The organism is Streptomyces sp. NPDC003379 (genome assembly GCF_053589195.1).
Map to the genome: position 1 here is coordinate 99299 of NZ_JBSFRK010000024.1, position 23488 is coordinate 122786.

Annotated in this window: 17 protein-coding genes and 2 pseudogenes; 4 read left to right on the plus strand and 15 right to left on the minus strand. The window is 67.5% G+C overall.

Translation table 11 applies throughout. The features are described 5' to 3' along the window. Window positions 1-50: 50 nt before the first annotated feature. The 7 genes from ACWDVB_RS23935 to ACWDVB_RS23965 form a co-directional block, all read right to left on the minus strand. Window positions 51-1007, minus strand: a complete 957-nt coding sequence (locus tag ACWDVB_RS23935) for a 3-oxoacyl-ACP synthase III family protein (protein WP_451516342.1) — start codon at window positions 1005-1007, stop codon at window positions 51-53. Beyond that, on the minus strand, window positions 1004-1459 hold the full coding sequence (locus ACWDVB_RS23940; RefSeq protein WP_451516379.1) for an ester cyclase: 456 nt from the start codon (window positions 1457-1459) through the stop codon (window positions 1004-1006). The genes ACWDVB_RS23935 and ACWDVB_RS23940 overlap by 4 nt, the downstream gene beginning before the upstream one ends. After that, entirely contained in the window at window positions 1459-2034 is a 576-nt protein-coding gene (locus ACWDVB_RS23945) for a GNAT family N-acetyltransferase (protein ID WP_451516343.1), read from the minus strand. The genes ACWDVB_RS23940 and ACWDVB_RS23945 overlap by 1 nt, the downstream gene beginning before the upstream one ends. Continuing rightward, on the minus strand, window positions 2000-2749 hold the full coding sequence (locus ACWDVB_RS23950) for a flavoprotein (protein ID WP_451516344.1): 750 nt from the start codon (window positions 2747-2749) through the stop codon (window positions 2000-2002). The genes ACWDVB_RS23945 and ACWDVB_RS23950 overlap by 35 nt, the downstream gene beginning before the upstream one ends. Continuing rightward, on the minus strand, window positions 2746-3642 hold the full coding sequence (locus tag ACWDVB_RS23955; RefSeq protein WP_451516345.1) for a T3SS effector HopA1 family protein: 897 nt from the start codon (window positions 3640-3642) through the stop codon (window positions 2746-2748). Before ACWDVB_RS23955 ends, ACWDVB_RS23950 begins: the two co-directional genes overlap by 4 nt. Beyond that, window positions 3629-4531, minus strand: coding sequence for a phosphotransferase family protein (locus ACWDVB_RS23960; RefSeq protein WP_451516346.1), 903 nt, complete (start codon window positions 4529-4531; stop codon window positions 3629-3631). The genes ACWDVB_RS23955 and ACWDVB_RS23960 overlap by 14 nt, the downstream gene beginning before the upstream one ends. A gap of 93 nt (window positions 4532-4624) precedes the next feature. Beyond that, the gene (locus ACWDVB_RS23965) at window positions 4625-4777 is read right to left on the minus strand and encodes a hypothetical protein (RefSeq protein WP_451516347.1); all 153 of its coding nucleotides are present in this window, start codon (window positions 4775-4777) and stop codon (window positions 4625-4627) included. Window positions 4778-6040: 1263 nt separating this feature from the next. On the opposite strand from ACWDVB_RS23965, the pseudogene ACWDVB_RS23970 reads away from it, so the two are divergent. Beyond that, a pseudogene (locus tag ACWDVB_RS23970) lies at window positions 6041-6925 on the plus strand (transposase); the annotation flags it as partial. Between the two features lie 342 nt (window positions 6926-7267). Here the strand turns inward: ACWDVB_RS23970 and ACWDVB_RS23975 are convergent. The 3 genes from ACWDVB_RS23975 to ACWDVB_RS23985 form a co-directional block, all read right to left on the minus strand. Further along, window positions 7268-8269 carry a zinc-binding dehydrogenase gene (locus tag ACWDVB_RS23975; protein ID WP_451516348.1) on the minus strand — a complete coding sequence of 334 codons (1002 nt, stop codon included), beginning with the start codon at window positions 8267-8269 and terminating at the stop codon, window positions 7268-7270. Between the two features lie 15 nt (window positions 8270-8284). Continuing rightward, a complete protein-coding gene (locus ACWDVB_RS23980) occupies window positions 8285-9046 on the minus strand; it encodes an SDR family NAD(P)-dependent oxidoreductase (RefSeq protein ID WP_451516349.1) in 762 nt (253 codons plus the stop codon). A gap of 107 nt (window positions 9047-9153) precedes the next feature. Then, entirely contained in the window at window positions 9154-9534 is a 381-nt protein-coding gene (locus ACWDVB_RS23985) for a hypothetical protein (RefSeq protein ID WP_451516350.1), read from the minus strand. A 1856-nt stretch (window positions 9535-11390) separates the two neighbouring features. On the opposite strand from ACWDVB_RS23985, the gene ACWDVB_RS23990 reads away from it, so the two are divergent. The 3 genes from ACWDVB_RS23990 to ACWDVB_RS24000 are packed head-to-tail and all read left to right on the plus strand — an operon-like array spanning window position 11391 to window position 12850. Then, on the plus strand, window positions 11391-11684 hold the full coding sequence (locus ACWDVB_RS23990) for a mycothiol transferase (protein WP_451516380.1): 294 nt from the start codon (window positions 11391-11393) through the stop codon (window positions 11682-11684). Next, the gene (locus tag ACWDVB_RS23995) at window positions 11665-12033 is read left to right on the plus strand and encodes a helix-turn-helix domain-containing protein (protein WP_451516351.1); all 369 of its coding nucleotides are present in this window, start codon (window positions 11665-11667) and stop codon (window positions 12031-12033) included. Before ACWDVB_RS23990 ends, ACWDVB_RS23995 begins: the two co-directional genes overlap by 20 nt. Further along, a complete protein-coding gene (locus ACWDVB_RS24000) occupies window positions 11927-12850 on the plus strand; it encodes an IS630 family transposase (protein WP_451516352.1) in 924 nt (307 codons plus the stop codon). Before ACWDVB_RS23995 ends, ACWDVB_RS24000 begins: the two co-directional genes overlap by 107 nt. 14 nt (window positions 12851-12864) lie before the next feature. On the opposite strand, the pseudogene ACWDVB_RS24005 reads toward ACWDVB_RS24000, so the two are convergent. The 5 genes and pseudogenes from ACWDVB_RS24005 to ACWDVB_RS24025 all read right to left on the minus strand — a co-directional run. Continuing rightward, window positions 12865-13097, minus strand: a pseudogene (locus ACWDVB_RS24005) (mycothiol transferase); the annotation flags it as partial. A gap of 218 nt (window positions 13098-13315) precedes the next feature. After that, a complete protein-coding gene (locus tag ACWDVB_RS24010) occupies window positions 13316-14551 on the minus strand; it encodes a cytochrome P450 (protein ID WP_451516353.1) in 1236 nt (411 codons plus the stop codon). Window positions 14552-14555: 4 nt separating this feature from the next. Then, window positions 14556-15473, minus strand: a complete 918-nt coding sequence (locus tag ACWDVB_RS24015; RefSeq protein ID WP_451516354.1) for a 3-oxoacyl-[acyl-carrier-protein] synthase III C-terminal domain-containing protein — start codon at window positions 15471-15473, stop codon at window positions 14556-14558. A gap of 51 nt (window positions 15474-15524) precedes the next feature. Next, window positions 15525-20126 carry an SDR family NAD(P)-dependent oxidoreductase gene (locus tag ACWDVB_RS24020; protein ID WP_451516355.1) on the minus strand — a complete coding sequence of 1534 codons (4602 nt, stop codon included), beginning with the start codon at window positions 20124-20126 and terminating at the stop codon, window positions 15525-15527. Continuing rightward, window positions 20123-23488 (minus strand): SDR family NAD(P)-dependent oxidoreductase (locus tag ACWDVB_RS24025; protein WP_451611993.1); only part of this gene is annotated, 3366 nt, incomplete at its 5' end. The genes ACWDVB_RS24020 and ACWDVB_RS24025, both read right to left, overlap by 4 nt.

The window sequence follows — 23488 nt, forward strand, 5'->3', positions numbered from 1 at the left end:
GTAGTTCCTCAATTTTTCGATACGACCTTGGTCCTGCCTCGGTACTGGTCTCAGTACCAGCGCAGTACAGCCGCGCCCGCAGTCATGCCGGCGCCGACGGCCACCAGCGCCACCAAGTCCCCCCGCTGGAACGGTCGCTCCTCGTGTGCCATCGCCAGCGCGACGGGGACGGAGGCCCCAGCGGTGTTGCCGGTCTGGATTCCGTAGCGTGGAACGATGTGGTCGTCCAGTCCGACGGACTCCGCCAGGGCCCCGACGAGGCGCGGGTTGGCTTGGTGCACGATCACCCGGTTGAGCTGATCCATCCGGGCCCCGGCCTTGGCCAGTGCGGCACTGAGGACCTTGGGGCCCATTTCCAGGACGACTTCGCCCACCCCGCGGCCGTTCATCTCGAACCAGCCCTCGCCGGGCGGGGGCACGGTGGCGTATAGGGCCTGCGAGCCATCAGCCCACAGTTCGGTCGCGAGGATTCCGTAGCCGTTGGGAACAGGGCCTAGCTGGACTGCTCCCGCGCCGTCGCCGAACAGGGGGGCGGTTCGGCGGTCGGTGGGGTCCACGAAGCGTGTGAAAACGTCCGCACCGATTACCAGCGGGGTTCGTGCGACGCCGGAGGCAACCGTGCCTGCCGCCATGACCAGCGCGTAGATGAACCCGGAGCAGGCGGCGTTGATATCCAGCGCCGGGATCCCGGGCAGGCTCAGCTGGTCCTGGACGAGGCAGGCGGTGGCCGGCACCGGGCGGTCCGGGGTGATGGTGGCGAGCACAATCAGGTCCGGAGCAACCGGCGAGTGCGCAGCGACTCGCCGGGCCACCCGGGTGGCGATGTCGGATGTGCGTTCGTCTGGTGCTGCTCGGTGCCTCGTCTGGATCCCGATGCGGTCGCGGATCCACCCGAGGTCGACACAGGTGGCGGCACCGATCGAATCGTTCGTCACCGGTTCACCCGGCAGGTAGGCGGCCAGGGCGACGACTCCAAGGCCGGATCCCCCCTGTGGGTCGGTGGTCATTTCCACCATCCCATCTGCTGCGTCAGGGATGCTTTGTCCGTTTCGCACGTTTCCTCGATCAGGAGTCCGTCCGACAGCCGGGCAATGTTGATGCCCCGCACGCTAATCAGTCCCACGTCGGGGACATCGCGGACGATGATCCGCAGGCCGGGGCCCAGCTGCTCGATGTCGTTCAGCCGCCCAGTCAGCTCCCAGCGGTAGACGACCAAGTTGCCTTCGCAGACGACGTGGGTGGCGCACATGGCGATGTCCGTCAGCAAAGCCTGGTAGGTGAGCACGTCCTGGGCGAATTCCTCGCGACCACGCATCATCAGCTCGGCGCGCTCATCGAGCAGCACGTAGTCGGCGTGGATGAACTTCGGCACCAGATCTACGCGCCCTTGGGTCCAGACCTGTTCGAGGAGATCGCCAATCACCTCGGTTGCTACCGGGTCACTGGCCGGCGCGGTCATCACGGGGTTACCTGCTTCTCCAGCGCGGCCGCTCCCTGCCATTCGCCACGGAGCATGGCCATGACGATGGCGTCAGCCCGGAGCTCCGGACCCACGGGCATGTGCTCGCGGGCGATTCCCTCGCGGACGAAGCCCAGCCGATCGCACATGGCCAGGGATGCCGGGTTGGTGACTGCGACATGGCCACTGAGGCGGTAGACCTCCTTGTCCGCGAAGAGCGCGTCGAGTGCCACTGCCATGCAGGCAGTGCCAATCCAGCGGAATGGCAGGTCGCCATGGCCTGGAGCATTGATCGTTTCCCCGCTCCACACGCCGGAGGTCCCGGTCGGCGCGTAGAGCTGGATCGACAAGGGGCCATGGCTCGGAAGTTCGATGAACCAGCCCTTGATCAGCCCTTGGTCGATCAGAGGAAGCACTTGATCGCGGATGATCTCGTCTGTCCCGGTGAATCCGGACTCGGCCATCTCCTCGATACGTTCATTGGAGATGAACTTGTCGAGCAGCAGTTGGTCGTTGGTGGTGGCGGGGCGGGCAACGAGTTCACTGGGCAACAAGCGACGCTTCTGGCTGGCCATCGTAGTCCTTCTGGGAGTGGGGTCGGGAGGGCGCGGGGGAGTGGGGCGGCGGGACCGTCGAGGACGCTGCGGACCGGGCAATCAGACCGGCCAGGGCGCGCAGCACCATGTCCGGGGAGGCGCACGCCCCCGGGGACTTCTCCCAGTTCGAGACGGAATAGCCGATGACGGGACCGACGAGGTTGTGGCCGTCTTGAGTCAGCAGCCGCACTGCGCGCCGGAACGGGCCACCGTTGACGGCCGCACTGGCCACTGACGGGGCGAACAGGACTGGCGCGCCGGTGGACAGCACGATGGCGGACGGCAGAGTATCGGCCAGGCCGAAGGCGCACCGGGACAGAAAGCTCAAGGTGGCGGGCCAGACAATCACTGCCTCGGCCCAGTCACCCCAGCTCACGTGGGAGGGGCTGCTCTCTCCCGACCAGTCGGGGGCGATCACCGGGCGGCCCGAAATCACCTCCAGTGCACGGGGTGACACCATCTCGCGGGCGGACCGTGTCAGGCAGACGGCGGTATCGGTTTCGAAATGCTGCCGCAAGAGGGTGACGAAGGCGGGCAGGTGGCAGGCTCCGATAGCACCCGTGCCGATGACGAGAACGCGCTTCACCCCAAGGGTCGCGGGAAGCTCGGAGGCATCGGCCTCTTCAGCGACGGGGGCTTCGGAGGGGGCGATCCCAGCAGCGGACGGCCCCGGGGAATTGGTCTCCTGGTTCATATCCGTGCCGGCTCCACCGCGCGTGCGGCATCGATGGTTCGTCGGGCGTCGGCCCACGACACCGCAAGTCGCGCGAACACCGCTTCCACGCCCTCATCCCCCGACGCGGTCCACTCCTCGACCACAGCGCGCGACCAGTGGTAGCCGATGCTGCCCGTCAGCACCCCCCGGGATGGCTCGGAATCAAGCGCGACGCCGACGCCGTCCGCCACCTGGGCGCTGAAACCGGGGGCGTGGCCCTGTAAACCGTCGAGGCCGGTCAGGCAGTCGAGGATCCGGTGGATATCGTGGGCCGCGCTGTAAACGACGATGCCGTCTGCGCGGTTCAGCATCTCTGTCGATCCACCGATCTTGGTCGAGAAGGTCACCGCAGCACCCTCCAATGATCGGATAATGGCGCACCACAAGGCGATGGCCTGATCGGCTTGTGCGTTCACGTATATGCGGGCGTCCGGCTTCTCCGTGAACCGGCCGGGCGGATTCCACTGCAACCACCGTGCATCCATCGGAGTGTTCAGTGGGCTGGCTCTAAACGTTGTCTCACCGGACTCGGACACTTCGGCGTCAGCGGCTGGGACGAGGACCTCGATGCCATCCGGGCAGCGGACCGTAACGTGCTCCGGTGTCCGGTTCAGGAAGGTGAAGCCCTGTAGCTCGAAAGTCAAGTCTGACAGGCTCCGCAATGCCGCTTCACTGAACTCGGAAAGCTCTTCCCGGTTGGATGAGAATGCACTCTGCGGATTCAGTTGCCTAGTATGGATTGCACTGTAGATATCCTCGATCAGGTCTTCACGGAGTGAGGCTGTGAGGTTCTCCCTTGGATCGCTGGTAGCCAGCAGTTCGCCGATTGCCAGGCGGACTTCGTCGAGGTTCCGACGGTCACGCGCGTCCATCGATAACCTCCCAGCGAGCGGGGTCGAGTAGAAGTCCCCGTCCTATCTCGTAAAGTGCCGAGACAATGCGGTCGCGGCTTGTCATGGAGGCACGCATGAAAGCCCGTGCGAGCAGTCCGCAGCCGACTGCGGAAGCCAGCAGTTCCCTGTCGACTTCCTGTCCACCGCCGTCTCGGTATCCGTTCAATGCGGAGTGAACGAGTCCGGCACCGCGCGTCATGGCCGCGGAAAGAGCGGGCCGTGCCTGGTGTTCACTTGGAGACGCAGAGAGGCAGTCCATGAGAAGTGCGCTGCACAGCAACCCCAGATCCGTCTCCGGCTGCCCTAGGCCGGCGCTCTCCCAGTCGATCAGGAGCGGGAGGCCGTCCGATGTGACGACGACATTGTTGGTGCGGGCATCGCCGTGGCACCACACGGCCGGTCGCGCCAGGAGATCGCGGGTCCGCCGTCCGCGTTCGCGAAGTTCGGCGTCACGGTGGAAGGTGCCGACCAGTCCGCGCTGCACTGGGGAAAGCCCAGCCCACAGTCGTACCGGGAGCGCGCCCCACGGCGGCGCTTCGACTGTGACCGCGTGCTGCCCGGGCGGTAGCGCACCGTGGAGCACAGCCAGTGCACGTCCCGTAGCTGCCAGGCACCCATCGGGCTCACTGCCGTCCTGTATGCGTAGATCCAGCCGGGGGCCCGGCACATGGTCGAGAACGGGCCGCCCCATACGGGTGCCCACGACAGCCGGAGCGACAGTCGTTCTCGGGTGCACTCGTAGGCTGGCGGCCCATTGCGCCACATCGGTCTCCGTGGGCCGCGTGATACCGACGGTTGGTGATGCGACGACAGAACGCGGCGGGCCGAGCGTCGGTGGCATGGTGGACGGCGGGGCTGGTGGGCGCATCGGACAGGACCTTTCTGCGGTGTGCCGCTGGGGTGCGGTGACGGGGCGGCCTACCGCCCGTCACCGCACCCCAGCTAGTCAGTCAGGGTCCGGTCAGCAGTGGGCGGTGACCGTCCAGACGACCGAGCTCTTGGCGACCGGCATCTGCGACGGGTCGATCTCCAGTTCGGCCAGGCCGCCGACCGTCTCGTCGTCCAGCAGGGCGGACAAGATGTCGTCGACGACCAGCTCAGGGGTGTTCTGCATGGCAATTCCTCCAGCTTGTTTTGAACGCACCTCGAATGAGAATGCGAGTGATCCGGGGATTTTTCGGATGCCGAAAAGAACTCCGGAAAAAATGATGCATGCGTGCGCACGGACTGACTGGAGAAGCGAAATGTAATGACATCTCGCTTCACTGAATCCTCCCGTGCGACTCTGAGTCGTTTTCCGACACAGCCAACACACATCAGGAATGTGGGGAGTCAGTGCGTGATCAGCATCTGCTCCAGGAAGGAAGCTCAAAGGGGCCGGCGGGAATATTGATCTCGCACGGTTGCAACTTGAGCGCTTGACGACTGCGCGCATGAAGTGCGGTGTATCACAATCCGCGTGGCGCTGAAGTGTAGTTTTTTACCCGGTCCCGGGGAACCACGGTCGCGGGCGGAGCCATCGGATCATCCCGATCCGCTTTCCAGGAAGAGACGACTCGCCATCTCCCAGTAAAGCGCTGGCATCTTCACCCAACCATGAGTTCCTTAACACATGTCCCCCGACAATTGTGAACCAGTTTCATTGGCGTGCATGAACCGTGGCGCTGATGTGAACGCTAGATCGGCTTCAAGAGATCGTCAAGGACGAGTCAAAGCAAACAAATGGATCCAAGAATTCCAGAAACCTCTTTCGTGGCGGTATGACCGAAATACAAACCGGCAAATAGGACACAAGGGGTGTGCGGGGCGTGAAAAGATTGAGTCGCATGCTTCTAATATGAACTCGTAAAAAGATCTTGTTGAAGTGTCCCGGTCGGCCGATCTGCGGGCTATTTCCAGCCATGGGCGTCGAATAACGGCTCAGCCATGAATCGGAGAATACGGTGCCTCCCACACCGAGTTCCCCACGGCAGGGCCCCAACGGGCATTCTGCCCCGGTTGCAATCCCACCGCATGAATCAAGACATCATGACCCGGGTTCCCCGCCGCTTGGCGCACTGTGCCCGGAAGGTTCGGCTCGGGAGGCGAGGCCAGGTGCGGAATGACCGAAGCAGAGATCAGGGAAGCAGCGGCAAGCGCGCGAGGACCTAGAGCCGGGCGGGGAGCCCCCCGCTCTCAACCTCTCGGCCCCCGGGTGGGAACAGCTGGAAGAAGCGCGCGCCGCACAGGAAGGCAAGGGCGTCAGCCGTGGCCCTTGTGCTTGCCCGCCTCGGCGTCATCCTGACGATGCAGCCCTTGGGACTGTAAAACGTTCGGCGTAACTCCCGATCATGGGAGATGCATCGATGACAGCAACAACGTGACCGAGGCCGAGTCCATAGAGCCGTCTGAGACGGTGTCGGCGAAGTCTGTGGACGACCGTCTGATCGATGAGCTGGTGGGCCGGGCTCAGGCTGAGGGCCTCCGGCTGACCGGCGAGGGCGGGCTGCTCCAGCAGCTGACGAAGCGGCTGCTGGAGTCCGCTCTCAAGGGCGAGATCACCGACCACCTCGGCTATGACAAGCATGCTCCGGCCGGGAAGAACAGCGGCAACTCCCGCAACGGCACCCGCGCCAAGACCGTGCTGACCGATGTCGGGCCGGTCGAGATTACCGTGCCCCGGGACCGGGAAGGCAGCTTCGAGCCGAAGATCGTGAAGAAGCGGCAGAAGCGGCTTTCCGGCGTGGACGAGATGGTCATCTCGCACGCGGCCAAGGGCCTGATGACCGGTGAGGTCCAGGCCCCCCACCTGGCCGAGGTCTATGGCGCCGAGGTCTCCCGTCAGACGATCTCCACGATCACCGACAAGGTCCTCGACGGCATGGCCGAGTGGCAGAACCGGCCCCTGGACGCCGTCCACCCGGTGCTCTTCATCGACGCCATCCACGTGAAGGTCCGCGAGGGCGCGGTGGCCAACAGGCCCATCTATGCGTCTTTCCGCTATGCCGCCCGCCAGGACTGGGACAAGATCGCCCAGGTCCTCAAGCCCGTCTACACCACGGCGACCGAGGAGGCCGCCCTCGACCGGTTCACCGAGTTCGCCGACGCCTGGGGCCGGAAATACCCGGCGATCGTCCGGCTCTGGGAGAACGCGTGGGAAGAGTTCACCCCGTTCCTCCGCTTCGACACCGAGATCCGCCGCATCGTCTGCATGACCAACGCCATCGAGTCTGTCAACGCCAGGATCCGACGGGCGGTCAAGGCCCGCGGCCACTTAGTAACTCCAACAACCTGAGTTACACCGTTCTTTTGACAGGCCCGGTCTTGCCGGGGTGTGGATCCTCGCCATGTAGTAGGCGGCAGTGTCGGCGGTGGGTGCGGCTCCTTTGGAGGGACGGTGTTCATGCTGTCCGGCGCTCACCTCGGCCGCGCTCCTCGCGCCCTGGTCGCGGCCGACATGGGCCTCGGACTGCGCGAGGGGCGGTCCGCGGAACGCCGCAGGTGAGACGTCTGCATCACGATCGCGGAGCGCGGTCCCTCCAAAGGAGCCGCACCCACGGTCGAACCATCGCATCGGTGCCGCCCGGCCAGGGCACCTGACACCTGACACCTCAACCAGATCCTGTTACGAACTCTGAACAGGTCGGCCGTGCCCGCGGCCCACAGTGAAAACCACCTTTCCCCAAAGCCCACCGCCGGCCATCTGCTCGAACCCGGTGCGCGCCTGCTCCAACGGCAGTACGGAGCCGATGATCGGACGCACCTTCGCCGCCCCGCAGAAGGCGATGAGGTCGGTCAACTGACGCCGCGTACCCAACGTGGCCCCGAGCACCCTCAACTCCTCCGCCACGATGCGGTCCAACCCGAGGTCCGGCAGTTCCGCGCCCGAGGTGGCTCCGGAAACGACCAGAGTCCCCCCGGGACGCAGCGAGTCGATCGAGTGCCGCCAAGTCGCCGCCCCTACGGTCTCCATCACCGCATCGACCGGAGCTGGAAGCTTCGCCCCCGCCTCGAACGCTGCGTCGGCACCCAATTGCAGGGCCTGATCGCGCCTGGCCACGCTCCGGCTCGTGACCCAAACGCGCAGGCCGGCCGCCCGGCCCAGCACGACAAGCGCGGTGGCGACACCACCGCCCGCGCCCTGCACCAGCACTGTGCCACCAGGCCACGCGCCAGATTCCACCATGAGCATTCGATAGGCCGTCAGGTATGCGCCAGGCAGACAGGCCGCCTCCTCAAAGGACAGCTCTGGTGGCATGGGCAGCAGATTCCAACGGGGGACGGTCACCCGCTCGGCAAATGTCCCGTCGTACTTCTCTGCCAGCACTGAAGGCCGCTCCCCCGGTGCCACGCCGTGGCCGGACTCTCCGATCACACAGTGGATGATCACCGGATTGCCGTGCTCGTCATACCCGGCGCCGTCGGAGCCGAGCACAAGTGGCCTGCGCCGCCCTGGATGGATGCCCACGCCCCGCAGCGTCCACAGGTCATGGTGGTTGAGGGCCGCGGCGCTGACCCTGACAGTGTCCCAACCTGGGCCGGGCGCGACCGGATCGGGTCGCTGCCCCATTTCCAGCCCGCTGAGCGGTCTTTCGGGATCGAAGCGTGTGACGGTAACGGCGAACATGACCCACCTAAGCAATCAACGAGGAGGCAGCCGCAGGGCACCGTCGAGGCGGATCGTCTCACCGTTCAACATGCCGTTGCCGACCACGTGCTCGACCAGTGAGGCGAACTCGTCGGGCACTCCCAGCCGCTCCGGGTGCGGTACCTGGCCACCCAGTACGTCCCGCACGGTGGCGGGCACGGCGCTGAACACCGGCGTGTCGAACAGCCCCGGCGCGATAGTGACAACCCGAATCCCATGTACGGACAGCTCGCGCGCCAACGGGAGCGTCATCCCAACAATCCCTGACTTCGCGGCGGCGTAAGCGGCCTGTCCGACCTGACCGTCCCAGGCCGCAATGGACGAGGTATTGACGATGACTCCCCGGTCTTCCTCGGCTGCTGGGTGCGCAACGATGCGCGGGACAGCCAGCCGGATCACGTTGAACGTGCCGACCAGATTCGTCCGCACCACCGTTTCGAACTCGGCGAGGGGCATCACCCCGGACCGATTCACCAGCCGCCGGGCGTGCGACACCCCGGCACAGGAAACCACGATTCGCAACGGCCCCAACCTGTCGGCGGCGTCCAGGGCTCTGGTCACATCGGACTCGTCGGCCACGTCCCCCGCGACAAAGAGGGCCCGTGAGCCTAACTCCTTGGCCACGGCTCTACCCGCCGTCTCGCTTCTGGCCATCAAGACGACACTCGCCTCGGATGCGACCAGCCGCCGGGCAGTAGCCAGCCCTAGACCTGAACTGCCACCAGTGACCAGCGCCACCGATCCGGGGATTCGCACGAATGTCCCTTCGAGTAACGCTCACGTAGGATGCTCAACTCGACCGTCGGTGACGAGTCTTAGTGATCATTAATCGCGGTGTCAATGAGATCGCAGCACGGTCGGCTTCACCGCGGCGTGCGCGCGGCACGGCCCACGTACTCCGCCCGGCAAGGTTGAGGGCGGCCGCCAGCCGTGAGTTCGTGGGCTCCCAGTACGCCAGATCCCTGCACGGGCTCGGCCACGCGCAGCTGCGTCGGCGGACGGGGCCTTCGCCGAGCGGCCAGCCGCACCGCAGGCCGGGCGTGGTGGAACACCTCTAGTGGGGGCATCGCGTACCGCAGCGCCTGCGCCTGTGCGGCGTCCCAGCGGGCCCGCTGCTGCCTCTGGTACAGCCACACTATGCCGGCTCCCGCCGCTGCCACTCCCAGGGCGACGAGAATCCACCAGTTCGCCAGCAGCCAGTTGACGGCCGACACCACCAGGCCCACGCCCACGAGCCCGGCCACGACGTGCTCTGCGTGACGGACTGCGCGAGTTGCTTCAGGAAGTCCCCGATGCCCTGCCCGACCGGGGTGGGCGCGATCAGGATGCCCAGGCACAGCGCCTGCGGGACCGGCGGGGTCGGCGCGTCCCCGCCGGTACGGGTGTAGCGGTCGGGGTCGAAGTCCCGCACGACCCTGATCCACCTCGTGGCCGGCCAGGCGCGGCAGGAGAGCGACCGCCGCCTCGACCTGCACGTCGTAGGCGGTCACCGTTCCCTCGGCCGCCAAGGCGGCCAGCAGTTCCTCGTCACCATGGACCAGGAGCCGGCCCCTCAGCCGTTTGCCGGAGGCTGCTCGGTGCCCGGCCCGTCCGAACCCCGCCGGCCGAACCCGCACGCCCGGGCACCGACATGCCTGATATGCCCGACGGATGACCCCGTCCCGCCCTTCACGCGCGAACGCCGACCGGTCCTCCCCGGGGTTGCCCTCCACGGCCCCCGTACGCACGATCCCTCTCCTGTGCGCCGCGACACGCGCTCTCCGGACGTATACCCGTCACGCTCCGCTGACCGATCCCGGGCGACAGAAGGAACGTGACCAGCAGTCACCGTGAGGGGCCCACCTAAAAGTGAGGTTCCGCACGCGTTGCAGCCTGGACGGTCGGCCACGAGAACCGCCGGCCAGCCAGCAGATCATCCTGCGGTATCCGGATCAGGCCGGGGTTTACGGCTACGGGAGAACTGTTTGACCCGCTCCACACGTGATCGATGCGGGCCACCTGCTCCCCGCCCTCCGGCCGTCGCCACATGCAACTCCACACCGCCGTAACGATGTTGGGTTGGCCGGACGGCGGGCTGTTCAGTTCCCCCGCCAGAATGGGGCGGTTGTCGGGTTCAGCCTGAACAGCAGCTCCACCTCCCCCGCTCCACCAGCATGGTGACCAGGCAAGGAGATATTCCGCCGAGTGTCCGTGACTGCCATGCGAGATCGTCGATGTTCACGGGCCCGAGCGTACGAGCGTCCGCTGGCAGGCCTCGTCGACCAGCCGGGCTGGACCACCCGTTCTGCGCCAGAAGCACAGGCTGACGGACGGGTTCACCGTCAGACCCCTGCCAGGTTCCGCGGACCCGCGCAGAGGGAAGCGTGGTGCTGCCGTCGCTCGTGCGGCGGCACGGGTCCGGCAGGGAGGGGCTGCCGACGGCGCTCGGTGCAGGAGCAGCCGCCGGGGCCGGGTCACCGCCGACCCGCGCAACGGCGTGCCCCTGGCGGGTTGAGCGCCTTCGCCACAGGCGCCTCCTGGAGGCAATCGGCGGCCCCGTATCGGCAGTATCCGTCATCGCAGCCTCGGCCCGCTCGGCGACGCCCGACGCCGAGCGGTGGCGACTCACGCGAAGAGCTCAGCAGGAAGCAGCCGAAGCCGCCTGCCAGTTCCTGAGCGAACGACCCGACCACTGACCCAAGACGAGTACCACTTCAAAGATCCGCAGCCAGATGCATTCGTGGTGACAGGTGCCGTGCCGAGTGGGCTCGGATTTGAAGAGCGATGACTGGCTGGTCAAAGGATCGCGAACGGGCTGACCGACTCGGATGACCAAGCAGGACGGCAACGTCCCACGAAGTCTGTGAAGATCTCGGAATCGACAACTGTGGGCGGCATCGAGCGATGAGTTCCGACGCGAAGAGAAGTCTTCTTGAGTGCACGTGCTCGTGAGGTGCTAGTAGAGGCACCTCCGCCCAGTCCGCTGGTCGTGGGCACGTACGGATTCGACCAAGCTTGATGACCGGTAAGGGAGACATCAGCGTGAGCGACGTTGTGGTCCACAAGATCGTCCGGCCTGAGCGCGCAATATCGGGCTCGTGGCTGGAGGTGATCGCCTCGAATCTCGACTACCACCGAGCGACCTTCCTACGTCACCGCTGACGGTGGCGACTGGTACGACGAGTCGGACGCCACGCCGGCCAGGGACGTCTACGAGGACTACCTGACGGCGTGCGAGGAGTCGCGTCGGCTATTCGCGAAGGTGACCGTCGACCTCGCGCGCATCGCGCCGAACCCGGAGTTCGGTGACACCGATGTGCGGTTCGTCCTTGAGCACGTGATCGAGGAGTACGCCCGCCACGTCGGCCACGCGGATCTCCTCCGCGAGGCCATCGATGGCGTCACCGGCGAGTAACCGACCGCTGCGCGGCTACTACTGCTGGATTCCCCTTTCGCTGGGTATATGTCCTGGTGGCGGGGTAGTTGAGGGTGCTCGGGGGCGGGTGCTGGGCGATGTTTTATGGGCACGGCCGGAGCGTGACGAGGACGAACAGGCCATCGTTCGCCGGTTGTCGCGGGCACGGAAGGCGCCGCGGGATGCGGTGATGCGGGTCCGGATGATTGAGGTGAGCTGGTCGGGGCTGAGGGTGCCGACGATTGCCGTGGAGCTGGGATGCAGCCAGAAGACGGTCCGCTGCTGGCCGCACCGCTTCAACCGATCGGGCCTGCAAGGGCTGGACGACCTGGGCGGGCAAGGGCCGTAAGCGCCGGATTACGGAGGAAGAACGCTCCAGGATCATCGCCCTGGTCAAGACCGTGCCGCCGGGGCGACTGCGGTGGGAACCCGTTGGAGAACTGTGGGCCTTCGACGAGTCGGGGCCGGCCGAGTGGACACTGGATTCTCTGGCCGCGGCCGAGGGGATCGAGGTAAGCCGCTCACAGGTACGCCGCATCCTGCTCGCCGAAGGCGTGCGCTGGCGCCGCACCCGGTCCTGGACGCGGTCCTGGACGCGGTCCAAGGATCCGCATTTCGTCGCAAAAGGACGAGGATCATCGGCCTCTACACTCACCCGCCCCGGCGACGCGACGGTGATCTGCGCCGACGAGCTAGGGCCGGTGATCCCTCGGACCTTCCCGCCCGCACCCGCCTGGTCACCCGACGGACGCCGGATCAAAGTAGAACTCGACTACAGCCGCGGACCGGAGAGAACCTGGATCTACGGGGCCTTACGCGTCCGGGACGGCCAGCAGATCACCATGACTGCCTCCTCCCGCAACAGTGCCTTCTACCAGCAGTTCCTGCAACAGATCGAGGACGCCAACCCGACCGGCCAGCTCTGGATCGTCACCGACAACCTGTCCAGCCACAACTGCCTGTCCACCCGGACATGGCTCGAAGACCACCCCCGCATCCACCGCGCCTTCATCCCCGTTGGAGCCTGTTGGCTCAACCTCCAGGAAGGCTGGTGGCGCATCTTCCGCAAAGCCGCCCTCGCCGGACAGTCATTCGCCAACCGCAACGACATCGAACCCCCACCGCCAACCCGCCGACTACGGCGGCGATATGTGTACGCCCTTTGAGGAATCCAGCAGTAGTAGTAGCCCTTCGTGCCGTCGAGTAGCTCCCGGGCGATGTCCGCGCGTGCCCTGCGTGTCGCCCCGCCTCCTCGACGAGGTGGATCAGCATCCAGCGGAGGTTGGCGCTGCCGTCGCGGAAGTCGGGGTGGCGGCCGACGTCGTCCAGGTCAGCCGCGGCAACGATCTCGTTGCTGCGGGTGCACTGGGCCTCGTACTCCGCGAGGAGCGCGGCGAGGGGGCGGCCGTCGGTACTTCCACTCTCGACTTGCCACAGACAGAGTAACCGGACTCCGTCCCCACATTGGAACCGAGATGACTTACGTGAGCCTGCCGAACGCCCTTGACACTGTCCGCAGGGCAGAAGATCAAAGACATCGTCGTGCGACTTCGCTCCGAGAGGGATCGCGACCGCTACGGCGCGCTGAGTCACCTCCTGAACCGCAGGATTTCCGATTCAAGCACCAGCCCTCAATCCTCAGAGTGCAAAGATACCGGACAGCGCTCCAACTGATTCAGCCCTGTCCCCTCGATCCACAACTCCTTACCGGCGAGCGACATGTACGGAAAACGGGCCAGGAGACTTCTAACAGCGCACACCAGGAAATCCATGGTGAAACTCCTGCCCAGACAGCTATGAGGCCCGAAGCCGAATGGCGCTGCGCCGGAGGATTCCCGGTCGGGATTGAACTCCTCTGGCCTGTCGTGGACCAGTGGGTCGTTATTGGCCGAACCGATCAATACAATGAGTCGATCGCTGGCTGAGATCGACTTCCCCCCTAGCATGTGCTCCTCGACAGAGAACCGCACCGCGAAGGTCTGGACTGGGTTCCTACGCAGCAATTCCGCTATCCCGCGCCGAAATCCGCCCGGATCCACTGAAGCAGCGGCATCGAGCTGTCCCGCCATGTAACGGCGGGCGGCTTCGTCGGCAAGTATCTCGCGGAGGCACAGAACTACCGCTTGCGGCAGCGGTGTTGCGTCCACAATGATATTGATGGCTCTGGCTGCGGCAGCTGTATCCGAGAGATCACCTCCCTCGCATTTGGCCAGGGCGCCGAGGAGTCTGGCATCCGAGCTGCCAGTCGACACCCTGATCAATTTGCCGATCCGCTTCATGACATCGGATGTGCCAGCCATCTGGTGACTGTCAGCCATGCCATTGACCACGCTCACCGCTGCGGGGATCCATTCATCCCGCGTGCGGATCAGTTCGTCGTCGAGACCTACCCAGTCCCTTAGGAGTACGTCCCAGAGAGGCTCCACCAATGCGGAGACAAGATCCAACGGTTTACTGCTGTCCGGGATTTCGTCGATGATCCTGTCGACGGATTCCTCAAGCGTGTGCCATCCTTCCCTCGACCGCGAGACGGCGGCCGAACTCTCACCACGTATCGCGCGGTGAGTGGAACCGGCGCTGAACTCCAGCCATGACCTGCGTAGCACACGTGCCTCGTCAGGGACGTGTGCTCCGTCTTCCCAGTGCGGATCGAGCGGGTACCTCTCCGCGTTCCGGAGCACCTCCAGCGAGACGTCGCTCGACAGACAGACCCATGATTCGAGATCCTCGAACCACACCAACGACTGCGAACCGGAAAGTTCTCGGTAGTACTCCGCCGGAGAGTTTCTGAATTCCGCCGACCCTGCGAAGACCTCCGACAGGATGCGGGACGTCGACCTCATCACGAACGACTCCTTCGGATCCATGGTTTCAGGCGCCGGCTGCCACGTACTCAAGGGCCGTGAAGAACCACGTGTTCACAGCGGTACTGAGAACCAAGACCTTGTCGCCATCGGCCAGTTCACCGGACTTGATGAGGTGGTCGAGCCCTATCAAGCCATCTGCCGAGTGACAGTGCGAGTAGTAGGCTGCAGGTTCCCGCACCACCCTGTCGAATGGAACGTCGATCACTTCCATCATGCCCTGAACAGCGGAGACGATGTAATTGTTGGCCACGACCGCCGAGTACTCTTCGGGTTCCACTCCGAGACCGGAAAAGGCTCGCTGTATGGCTTCGAAGAACGCGACCGCGACTTCGGGCCGTTCATGCATATTGCTGACCAGGGCAAGTTCGGCGCTGGCTGCTCCTTGGACACCGATGACCCGGAAGCAGGGCCCCTTGCCCGGCTCTCTGGAGACGAGAGCGGTGGCCGCGGCGTCGCTGAAGATTCCGAATCCGTCTTCCTGGAGGCGGAAGCCCTCGGCCGTGGCCTCGGCCGACACCAGGAGACAGCCATCGGACTGGTTCCCGGTCACGAGGCTCCGGCCGGCCAGAAGGAGGCTGCCGAAATTGGCGCACCTGTTCAGCCCTGCACCCATCACCATTGCCCCGTTCAAGCCGGATTCCAACAGGAAACGCAGGGCCGAATCCGGTGCCGGGCCATCGAGTTCACGCCTTGAGTCGCTCGCCAAGAGAACTGTGTCGATGGGGGTTTCCGCAGCCGAAACCGTGCGCTTGGCGCAAACCGAAGCCACTTTCCACAACGGGTCGGCAAAGGAAAGGACTTGACGGATCCCGCCCTCCTTTAGCTTGCTCAGGATCTCTGGGTCCTTCGCTTCGACCACGTTCTCCAGAGGCGTCGGATTCCCTGCCTCGATGCGGATATCGCGCACATAGGACTCGGTCACTTCGAATCTACTCCCTTGGTGGATGTCAATGCCCTGGCATCGGCTCGGGCATCAGGTCCTGCGACGTGCACGCGCCCTGACCATCGTGTTCTGCTGGTGCCGACGCCGCGCCTGAGCCCGTTTCCTGGCATCGTCGACGTCCTGCTCGGGACCGGCCGCCGGTTCGCCGCCGGCACCCGTCGTCCCGGACTCGGTGACGAGCCGGGCCAGTCCCGCGACGGTGAGGACCTCATAGATCTGGGCGACCGTGAGGGTGCAGCCGAGGGCCTTGTTGATCGCCGAAACGAGCGGAATGGCGACCAGGGAGCCGCCTCCCAGGTCGAAGAAGCTGTCGTTGACACCGACACGTTCGATGCCGAGCATGTCCTGCCATGTCCTGCACAGCAGTCGCTGGACCTCGCCCTGCGGCGGCGCGTACGTGGTCGGCACCTCGGGCCGGGGGTGCAGCGTCTGGGGCGTGCCGAGTCCGGCCGGCCATTCCTCGCCGTCCGCGGAGTCCGTGCGCAGGGTGAACGCGTGGTCGATCAGGGACTGGACGTCCATGGGCGACACGGTGAGCTGCGGCTCCTCGGACCACACGAGGACCCGTTCGAGCGCGTCCAGGGCGGACTGCGTGGACATGCCGCGCTCGGCCACGTCTCGGGCCCTCACCTCCGCGAGCGCGTCGGGCACCCTGGTGGTGACAGCCATGCCCGTGTCCCGCCACGGCCCCCAGTCGACGGTGAGCACCCGGTGCTCCGACGGGGCGTGGGCGAAGGCGTCGAGGTAGCTGTTGGCCGCGGCGTAGTCGACCTGCCCGATGTCGCCGACGTTGGCGGCGTTCGAGCCGAACAGGAACAGGAAGTCCAGTTCCCGACCGGCCAGCGCCCGCTCCAGGTGCAGCGTGCCGAGCACCTTCGGGGCCATGGTCCGGGCGGACTCTTCGCGCGAGGCGAGCTGTGCGAGGCCACCGCCGGGCAGCCCGGCCGCGTGGAAGACTCCGTGGACCGCTCCCCATCGGTCCAGCAGGCGGGCGATCGCCGACTCGACCTGCTCTCGGTCGCATACGTCCGCCGTGATCACATCGACCTCGGCGCCACGCTCGCGCAGCGCGCGCAGCTTCTCGTTTCCCTCCGGCGGGACGGGCGTTCGGGCGAGAAGCGCCACCTTCCGGCCCGGCCGGGCCAGGTGCTCGGCCAGCGCGAGCCCGAGCCCGCCGGTGCCTCCGGTGATCAGGTACACGCCGTCGGACCGCAGCACGGGCGGTACCCCGTCGGCGGACGGAAGCGGCGCGGGCACATAGGTCCGGGACCAGCGGTGTGCGCCGCGGTATGCCACGGCCGCATGGCCGGGACGCAGGGAGAACTCTCGGAGGAGTTGTTCGGCGATCTTCGGGGTCCTGCGGTCCGAGGACGGGGTGTTCAGCTCGACGTCGACGGTCCGGATCGCGATGCCGGGGTGCTCACGGGGGATGACGCGGGCCGGTCCCGACACCGTGGCTTTGAGCGGCATGAGCTGTTCGGAGCCCGTAACCCTGTGGAGGCCGTCGGTCACCACCCAGACGTGGCACTCCGGCAGGCCGGGGTACTGGTTGAGCGCCTGGGACAGCAGCAGCAATCCGTCGAAGGCGCGGCATGCCGTGGCGAAGGCCGACCGGGGGTCGTCGGCGATGTCGTCCCCGGCCGTGACGTTCCAGCAGTGCGCCACGCGGACGGGTGGGCGGTTCTGCTCGCGGAGCGCGGCCATCAGCCGCGTGTAGTGGTCGGGCTCGTCCGGATCGATGGTGCAGCGGCCGGGCTCCTGCGCCCACGCGTCGCCCGCGACGACGACGGTGGGCTCGGCGCCAGCCTGCCGCAGCCGTGCCGTGAGTTCGTCGGCGACACCGTGGCGATCAGCGAAGATCAGCCAGTGCTCACCCCGCAGGGACGAACGGATCGGCGGCAGCACGGTGCGTTCCCAGGACGGTGCCTGGATCCAGTCGGTGGTGTCCGCGCGTCGGGCCATCCGGGCGCCGGTGGCCTGCGGACTCCGTCGTTCGAGCCAGTACCGCTTGCGTTGGAAGGGGTAGGCGGGCAGCGGAACACGGCGGGGTCGGGCCGTGTCGGCCCCGCCGCCGTGCACTGCCGCCCAGTCGGGTTCCATGCCGGTCGTCCACATGTGGCCGAGCGCACGCTGGAGGGCCCCCACGGGGTGGCGCCGGTCGTTGCGATGGGGCAGTGAGGCGGTGATCAGCACCGGTTCCCCACCCGCGACGACGCGCCGGGCAAGGCTGCTGAGGGTCTGTCCCGGGCCCACCTCCAGAAGCACGAGGCCGGGCTGCGCGGTCAGGGTCCGTACCCCTGCGTCGAACTCCACCGGCGCGAGGATGTGCCGTCCCCAGTACTCCGGGTCCCTGGCCTGCTCGTCGGTGATCCATGTGCCGGTCACATTGGACACGAAGCCGATGGCGGGTCTCTGTCGGGGCACGGCGGCGACGGCCTCGGTGAACCGCGCCACCACGGGTTGCATGAGGGGCGAGTGGAAGGCGTGCGAGGTGCGCACCGGCCGGGTGGCGATGCCCCGCTCCGCGAGCTGTGCGGCGAACTCCGCCACCGCCGGATGGTCGCCGGAGACGACGCAGTCCTCGGGACCGTTGTGGGCGGCCAGAGAGACGTCCTGCGGAAGCAACTTCACTACGGTCGGGCGGTCCGCCATGACGCTGAGCATCGCGCCGCCGGGCTGCTCCTGCATCAGCTGTCCACGCAGCGCCACGAGGCCCAGGGCGTCCTCCGGGGTGAAGACACCGGCGAGGCACGCCGCGACAAGTTCGCCGAGGCTGTGGCCCAGCAGCGCAGACGGCTCGACGCCCCACGACTGCCACAGTCGCGCCAGGGCGAACTCAAGGACGAAGAGGGCAGGTTGAGCGGTCGCCGTACGGCTGATCTGCGCGTCGCAGGCGTCGTCGTGGAGCATCAGCTCCAGCAGGTCGACGTCGTCCGTACCGTGCCGGGACAGCTCCTTCACGCACAGGTCCACGGCTTCGCGGAAGACAGGCTCCTGTGCGTGGAGCTCCCGCGCCATACCGGGGTACTGGGCGCCTTGTCCGCTGAGGAGGAACGCGACGCCGGGCACCGTTCCGGCGCATGTACCGGTCGTCATCCGCGCCGGATCCCTGGCCTCCAGGGCGGCCGCGATCGAGGCGGCGTCGGGGCCCGTCACGGCCCGCCGTACCGGGAAGTGGTGTCGGCCGACGGCGGCGGTGTGGGTGACGGCGGCAAGGGGCGCCGGGTCCAGCCGGAGCTGCCGGGCCATGGCGTCGCTCAACTCGTCGAGTGCTGCCCGGTCCCGGGCGGACAGCACCAGGAGGTGAGAGGGCCGCCCCGGCCCCGGCCCGGGGGGACCAGCGGCGGGCGGCGCCTCCTGGAGGATCACGTGGGCGTTGGTGCCGCCGAAGCCGAAGGCGCTGACGCCTGCCGTTCGCGGCCCCCCGGACCGCGGCCACGGGGCCGTCTTTCGCTGCACACGGAACGGCCCGAAGTCGATGTCGGGGTTGGGGGTCTCGAAGTGCACGGTCGGCGGCAGCGTGGTGTGCCGCAGAGCGAGCACCGTCTTGATGAGTCCTGCGATGCCCGCGGCCGCGTCAAGGTGACCGACGTTGGACTTGAGCGAGCCCAGCGCGATGCTGCCCGCGGGCCTTTCCGCATGGGCCTTGCCCAGGGCGCGGATCTCGACGGGGTCGCCCAGGGCGGTGCCGGTGCCGTGGGCCTCGACATAGCCGACCTCGCCGGGGGACACGCCCGCGTCCCGCAGGGCGGCGCCGATCACCCCGGCCTGCCCGTCCACGGTCGGAGCGGTGAAGCCGACCTTCATCGCTCCGTCGTTGTTGACGGCTGAGCCCTTGACCACGGCGTGGATCGTGTCGCCGTCGGCGAGGGCGTCGGAGAGGCGTTTGAGCACCACCGCGCCGGCGCCGCTGCCGAACAGCGTGCCTGCCGCGCGGGCGTCGAACGGTCGGCAGTGCCCGTCCGGCGAGACGAAGGAGCCGTCCTGGTGCACATAGCCCCGCTCCTGCTCCAGATTGAGGAACACCCCGCCCGTCACGGCCATGTCGCACTCCCGGTCCCGCAGCGAACGGCAGGCCAGGTGGACGGCCACCAGTGAGGTGGAGCAGGCAGTGCGCAGCGAAATGCTGGGGCCGCGCAAGTCCAGCTTGTACGAGACCCGCGTGGCCAGGAACCCCAGTTCGTTGCCGAGCAGGACCTGGGTCCGGCCCAGGCTCTCGACGACATCGGGGTGGGAGTAGACGTTGGCCAGGTAGCCGTTGCTGCCCGCGCCCGCGAACACGCCGATGCCCCCGGTGAACCGGGCCGGGTCGTACCCGGAGTGCTCCAGTGCCTGCCACGCCGTCTCCAGGAAGACCCGGTGCTGCGGGTCCATGACTTCCGCCTCGCGGCCGGTGTAGCCGAAGAACTCCGCATCGAACGTGTCCATGCCCGGCAGAGCGGCACCGGCGGGAACGAAGCCGGGACGCGTCAGTTCCTCGGGGCGCGCGCCCGCGGCCAGGAGCTGTTCCTCGGTGAAAAAGGAGACGCTTTCCACGCCGTCGCGGATGTTGGTCCAGAACTCGTCGAGGTCACGTGCGCCGGGGAAACGGCCTGCCATGCCGACCACCGCGATGTCACGCTCCACCGTCATGACAGCTCACCGATCAGCTTGGCCAGCGAGCGGATGGTGGGGCCCTCGTACACGACGGTCAGTGGTACCGCGATCTTCAGGCCGGTGCGTATGCGGTGCACCACTTGCAGGCCGAGCAAGGAGCTGCCTCCGAGTTCGAAGAAGTTGTCCTGGACGCCGACTGCCTCGATACCCAGCAGCTCTTCCCAGACCTCGGCGAGCCGCCGTTCCAGGTCCGTCGCGGGGGCGACGTAGGCGTTGAGCAGGCCGGGCCGGGCGTGCCGCTGCCGGTCCGCGCCCGCGTCCCGCACGGGCGCGGACCACTGGGCGACGCGACGCTCCAGGTCGGTCGTGGAGATGATGACCTGTGGCCGCTGCCCGGCTCCGAGGACACGTTCGAAGACTTGTCGCCCCTCGTCGGGGCTCATGGCCACGTGGTGGACGGCGGCACCGATGCCCGATCCGATGGCGGTGTCGTCGGGGAAGCGCCATGCCTCCCAGTTCAGGGAAGTCCAGCGGACGCCGCCCTCGGGCGGTTCGCGCCGCGCGTGCGCGTCGAGGAAGGCATTCGCGGCGGCGTACGCGGTGAAGCCCAGTCCGCCGAGCAGCGCCGCGACCGAGGAGCACAGCAGCGCGAAGTCCAGCGGCTGTGCGGCCAGAGCGCGGTCAAGGACGTGCACGCCGTGCAGCTTGGGTCCGAAGTGGCGTACGCAGTCGGCGTCGGTCAGATCGGCAAGCACCTGATGGGCTTCCGGCCCGGTGGTGCCGGCGGCGTGCACGACTCCGTTGATGGGGCCGAACTCCTCGACCGCCTTCGCCACGGCACCGGCCACGCCGTCGAGGTCTGCCACATCGGTGGCGCAGACCATGACCGAGGCCCCCGCCTTCTCCAACTGCTCGACGGCGGCGACGGCGGGCGAGAGTTCCTCGCCCGGGCGGTTGCCTTCCGGCAGGCCCGTGCGACTCATCAGCACCAGTCGCGCGCCGGGCGCTTGTTCGACGATGGAGCGGGCTACGACGAGGCCTATACGGCCGAGGCCACCGGTGATGAGGTACACGCCGCCGGGCCGCAGGACGCTCTCGCCGGTCGGGCACAGCGGCGCTGAGACGAACCTCTGGCCCCAACGGGCGGCGCCGCGCAGGGCGACGGTCCCGCTGTCGGCCTTGCCCGCGAGTTCGTCGAGCACCCGCTCCGCGAGCCGTGCCGGGCCGCCGTTCCCCTCCCCGGGCGCGGGCACGTCCAGCTGTACGCAGCTCAGTGACGGGTACTCCTGGGGCGCCACCTTGCACACCCCCTGGACGGTCGCCTTCACCGGCTCCAGCGGTTCGTCGCCGAGCACCGCGCAGGCGCCGCTGGTGACCACGGTCCAGTGCGTCTCGCCCCTCATGAGCTCGCCCTCGCACGCACGCGTCCAGCGGGTCAGGCTGTGGAAGCCGCGCTCAAGGACGTGTTCGACGGCGCCGCTCTCATGCGGTGCCGGGACAGCTTCGACCCCCCAGCAGTGCACGAGACGATCGGGAAAGGGGCCGCGGGCCCGAAGCGCCTCGGCGAGGAGCGCGTAGTCACCGGCTGCGGCGGGGTCGACGACGAACCGGTCGGGGCCGTCCTGCCGCCACTGCGGCCCCGCGGTGACGACAGCCACGGACGCGTGCTGCGCGGTGAGCCGGGCGGCCACCTCCTCGCCGAGCCCGGTGCCGTCGGCGAAGACCAGCCAGTGGTGGTCCTTCGGCGCGGACATGCCCTCCACCGGTCCGAGGCGTTGCCATGAGGTGTCGTGGAACCAGTCGCCCATCCGGGCCCGCTCGCCCGTCCCGGCAGGGGCCCCGTCCCGGTTGTCGCCGTCGAGCCAGTAGCGGGAACGGGCGAACGGGTAGGTGGGCAGGGCGAGTCGGCGCCGCGCGGCGTGGGTGTGCAGGCCCTCCCAGGTGAGGGCGGCCCCGGCGAGCCACAGTCTGCCGAGTGACCTGAGCGCCGTGATACGGGCGGACTCGGCGGTGAACGCGTCGGGCAGGGTCGGTACGACGACCCGGTCGGCGGCCCGTGTGCTCGCCGGGTGCTGCATGGCCGCCGACATCAGCGCTCTGCCGGGGCCGACCTCGACGAGGACGACGTCGTCGGCGCCCCACAAGGTGCCCATGCCGTCGGCGAAGCGGACGGGGAGGCGCACATGACGGGCCCAGTACTCGGGGTCGGTGGCCTGTTCGTCGGTGATCCAGGTTCCACTGACGTTGGAGACGAATGGGACAGCCGGGGCGTGCAGCCGCACAGAGCGCACGATCTCGGCGTACGGCTCGACCACGCCGTCCATCATGGGTGAGTGGAAAGCGAACCGGGTGTTGAGGCGTCGTGAGACGACTCCGGCCTCCGCGAGCACGGCCATCGTGTGCTCGACGGCCGTGACGGGGCCGGCCAGGACGCAGGTGCGCGGATCGTTGACAGCTGCGAGGGACACACCATCGGTGCGGTGGCTCGCGAGTTCCTCCTCGCTGAGCGGGACGGCCACCATGGCGCCCTCGTCGCAGGCGGAGATCAGCCGGGCCCGCTCGACGACCAGACGCAGGGCGTCCTTGAGGGAGAACACCCCGGAGACGCACGCCGCTACGTACTCGCCCAGGCTGTGGCCGATCATCATCTCCGGCTCGACGCCCCAGGAGCGCCACATCTCCACCAGCGCGTATTCGACGGAGAAGACCGCGGGATAGCCCAACGCGGGCTGGCCCAGTGGGTGATCGCTGAGCGCGGGGGCAGTCAGCATGTGCCTCAGGTCCGGCTTGCCGCCCTGCGTGGCCGGACGCCGGGCGGCCCGGTCGAAGACGACCTCGCGGATGTCCCGATCAAGGAGCGGCAGCAGGAGCTCGGCGCATTGGTCGAGCGTGCTGCGGAAGGTGGCGTCCGTCTCGTACAGCCGCTCCGCCATCATGGGGTACTGCTCACCGAAGCCGCTGAACATGAAAGCGACCGGGCGGTGTCCGCCGCTGCCGCCGCCGGTCAGGATCCGTCCGTCGTCGGGGTGTTCGAGCGCGGAGAGCGCGTCGGCGGTGTCCCGCGCGACGAGCACCCGACGGTGGTCGAAAGCCCTGCGACCCATCTGGAGTGTGAACGCCACGTCGCCCAGGGAACTTTCCGGATGCGCGCGCAGATGGTCGCCCAGTCGGCCGGTCATGGCGTCCAGAGCTGTCTCGCTCCTGGCCGAGAGGACAAGGAGCTGCTCCTCGTCGGTGGCCGCGAGCTCCGGCCTCTCAGGAGCCTGCTCCAGGATCACATGGGCGTTGGTGCCGCCGAGGCCGAAGGAGCTGACGCCCGCGCGCCGTGGCCCGTCGGCGACGGCGCCCGCCGGGGCGCGCACGTGATCCTCGCGGTGCGCGACGAGGACAAGGGCCAT

Bases quoted from the DNA above. Each gene is read 5' to 3' on its own strand.
- ACWDVB_RS23965 (WP_451516347.1), bottom strand. From the start codon at position 4,777: ATGCAGAACACCCCTGAGCTGGTCGTCGACGACATCTTGTCCGCCCTG.
- ACWDVB_RS23940 (WP_451516379.1), bottom strand. From the start codon at position 1,459: ATGACCGCGCCGGCCAGTGACCCGGTAGCAACCGAGGTGATTGGCGAT.
- ACWDVB_RS23995 (WP_451516351.1), top strand. From the start codon at position 11,665: ATGGCGTCACCGGCGAGTAACCGACCGCTGCGCGGCTACTACTGCTGG.
- ACWDVB_RS24020 (WP_451516355.1), bottom strand. From the start codon at position 20,126: ATGACGGTGGAGCGTGACATCGCGGTGGTCGGCATGGCAGGCCGTTTC.
- ACWDVB_RS23960 (WP_451516346.1), bottom strand. From the start codon at position 4,531: ATGCGCCCACCAGCCCCGCCGTCCACCATGCCACCGACGCTCGGCCCG.
- ACWDVB_RS24010 (WP_451516353.1), bottom strand. From the start codon at position 14,551: ATGGATCCGAAGGAGTCGTTCGTGATGAGGTCGACGTCCCGCATCCTG.
- ACWDVB_RS23975 (WP_451516348.1), bottom strand. From the start codon at position 8,269: ATGTTCGCCGTTACCGTCACACGCTTCGATCCCGAAAGACCGCTCAGC.
- ACWDVB_RS23935 (WP_451516342.1), bottom strand. From the start codon at position 1,007: ATGACCACCGACCCACAGGGGGGATCCGGCCTTGGAGTCGTCGCCCTG.
- ACWDVB_RS23945 (WP_451516343.1), bottom strand. From the start codon at position 2,034: ATGGCCAGCCAGAAGCGTCGCTTGTTGCCCAGTGAACTCGTTGCCCGC.
- ACWDVB_RS23950 (WP_451516344.1), bottom strand. From the start codon at position 2,749: ATGAACCAGGAGACCAATTCCCCGGGGCCGTCCGCTGCTGGGATCGCC.
- ACWDVB_RS23955 (WP_451516345.1), bottom strand. From the start codon at position 3,642: ATGGACGCGCGTGACCGTCGGAACCTCGACGAAGTCCGCCTGGCAATC.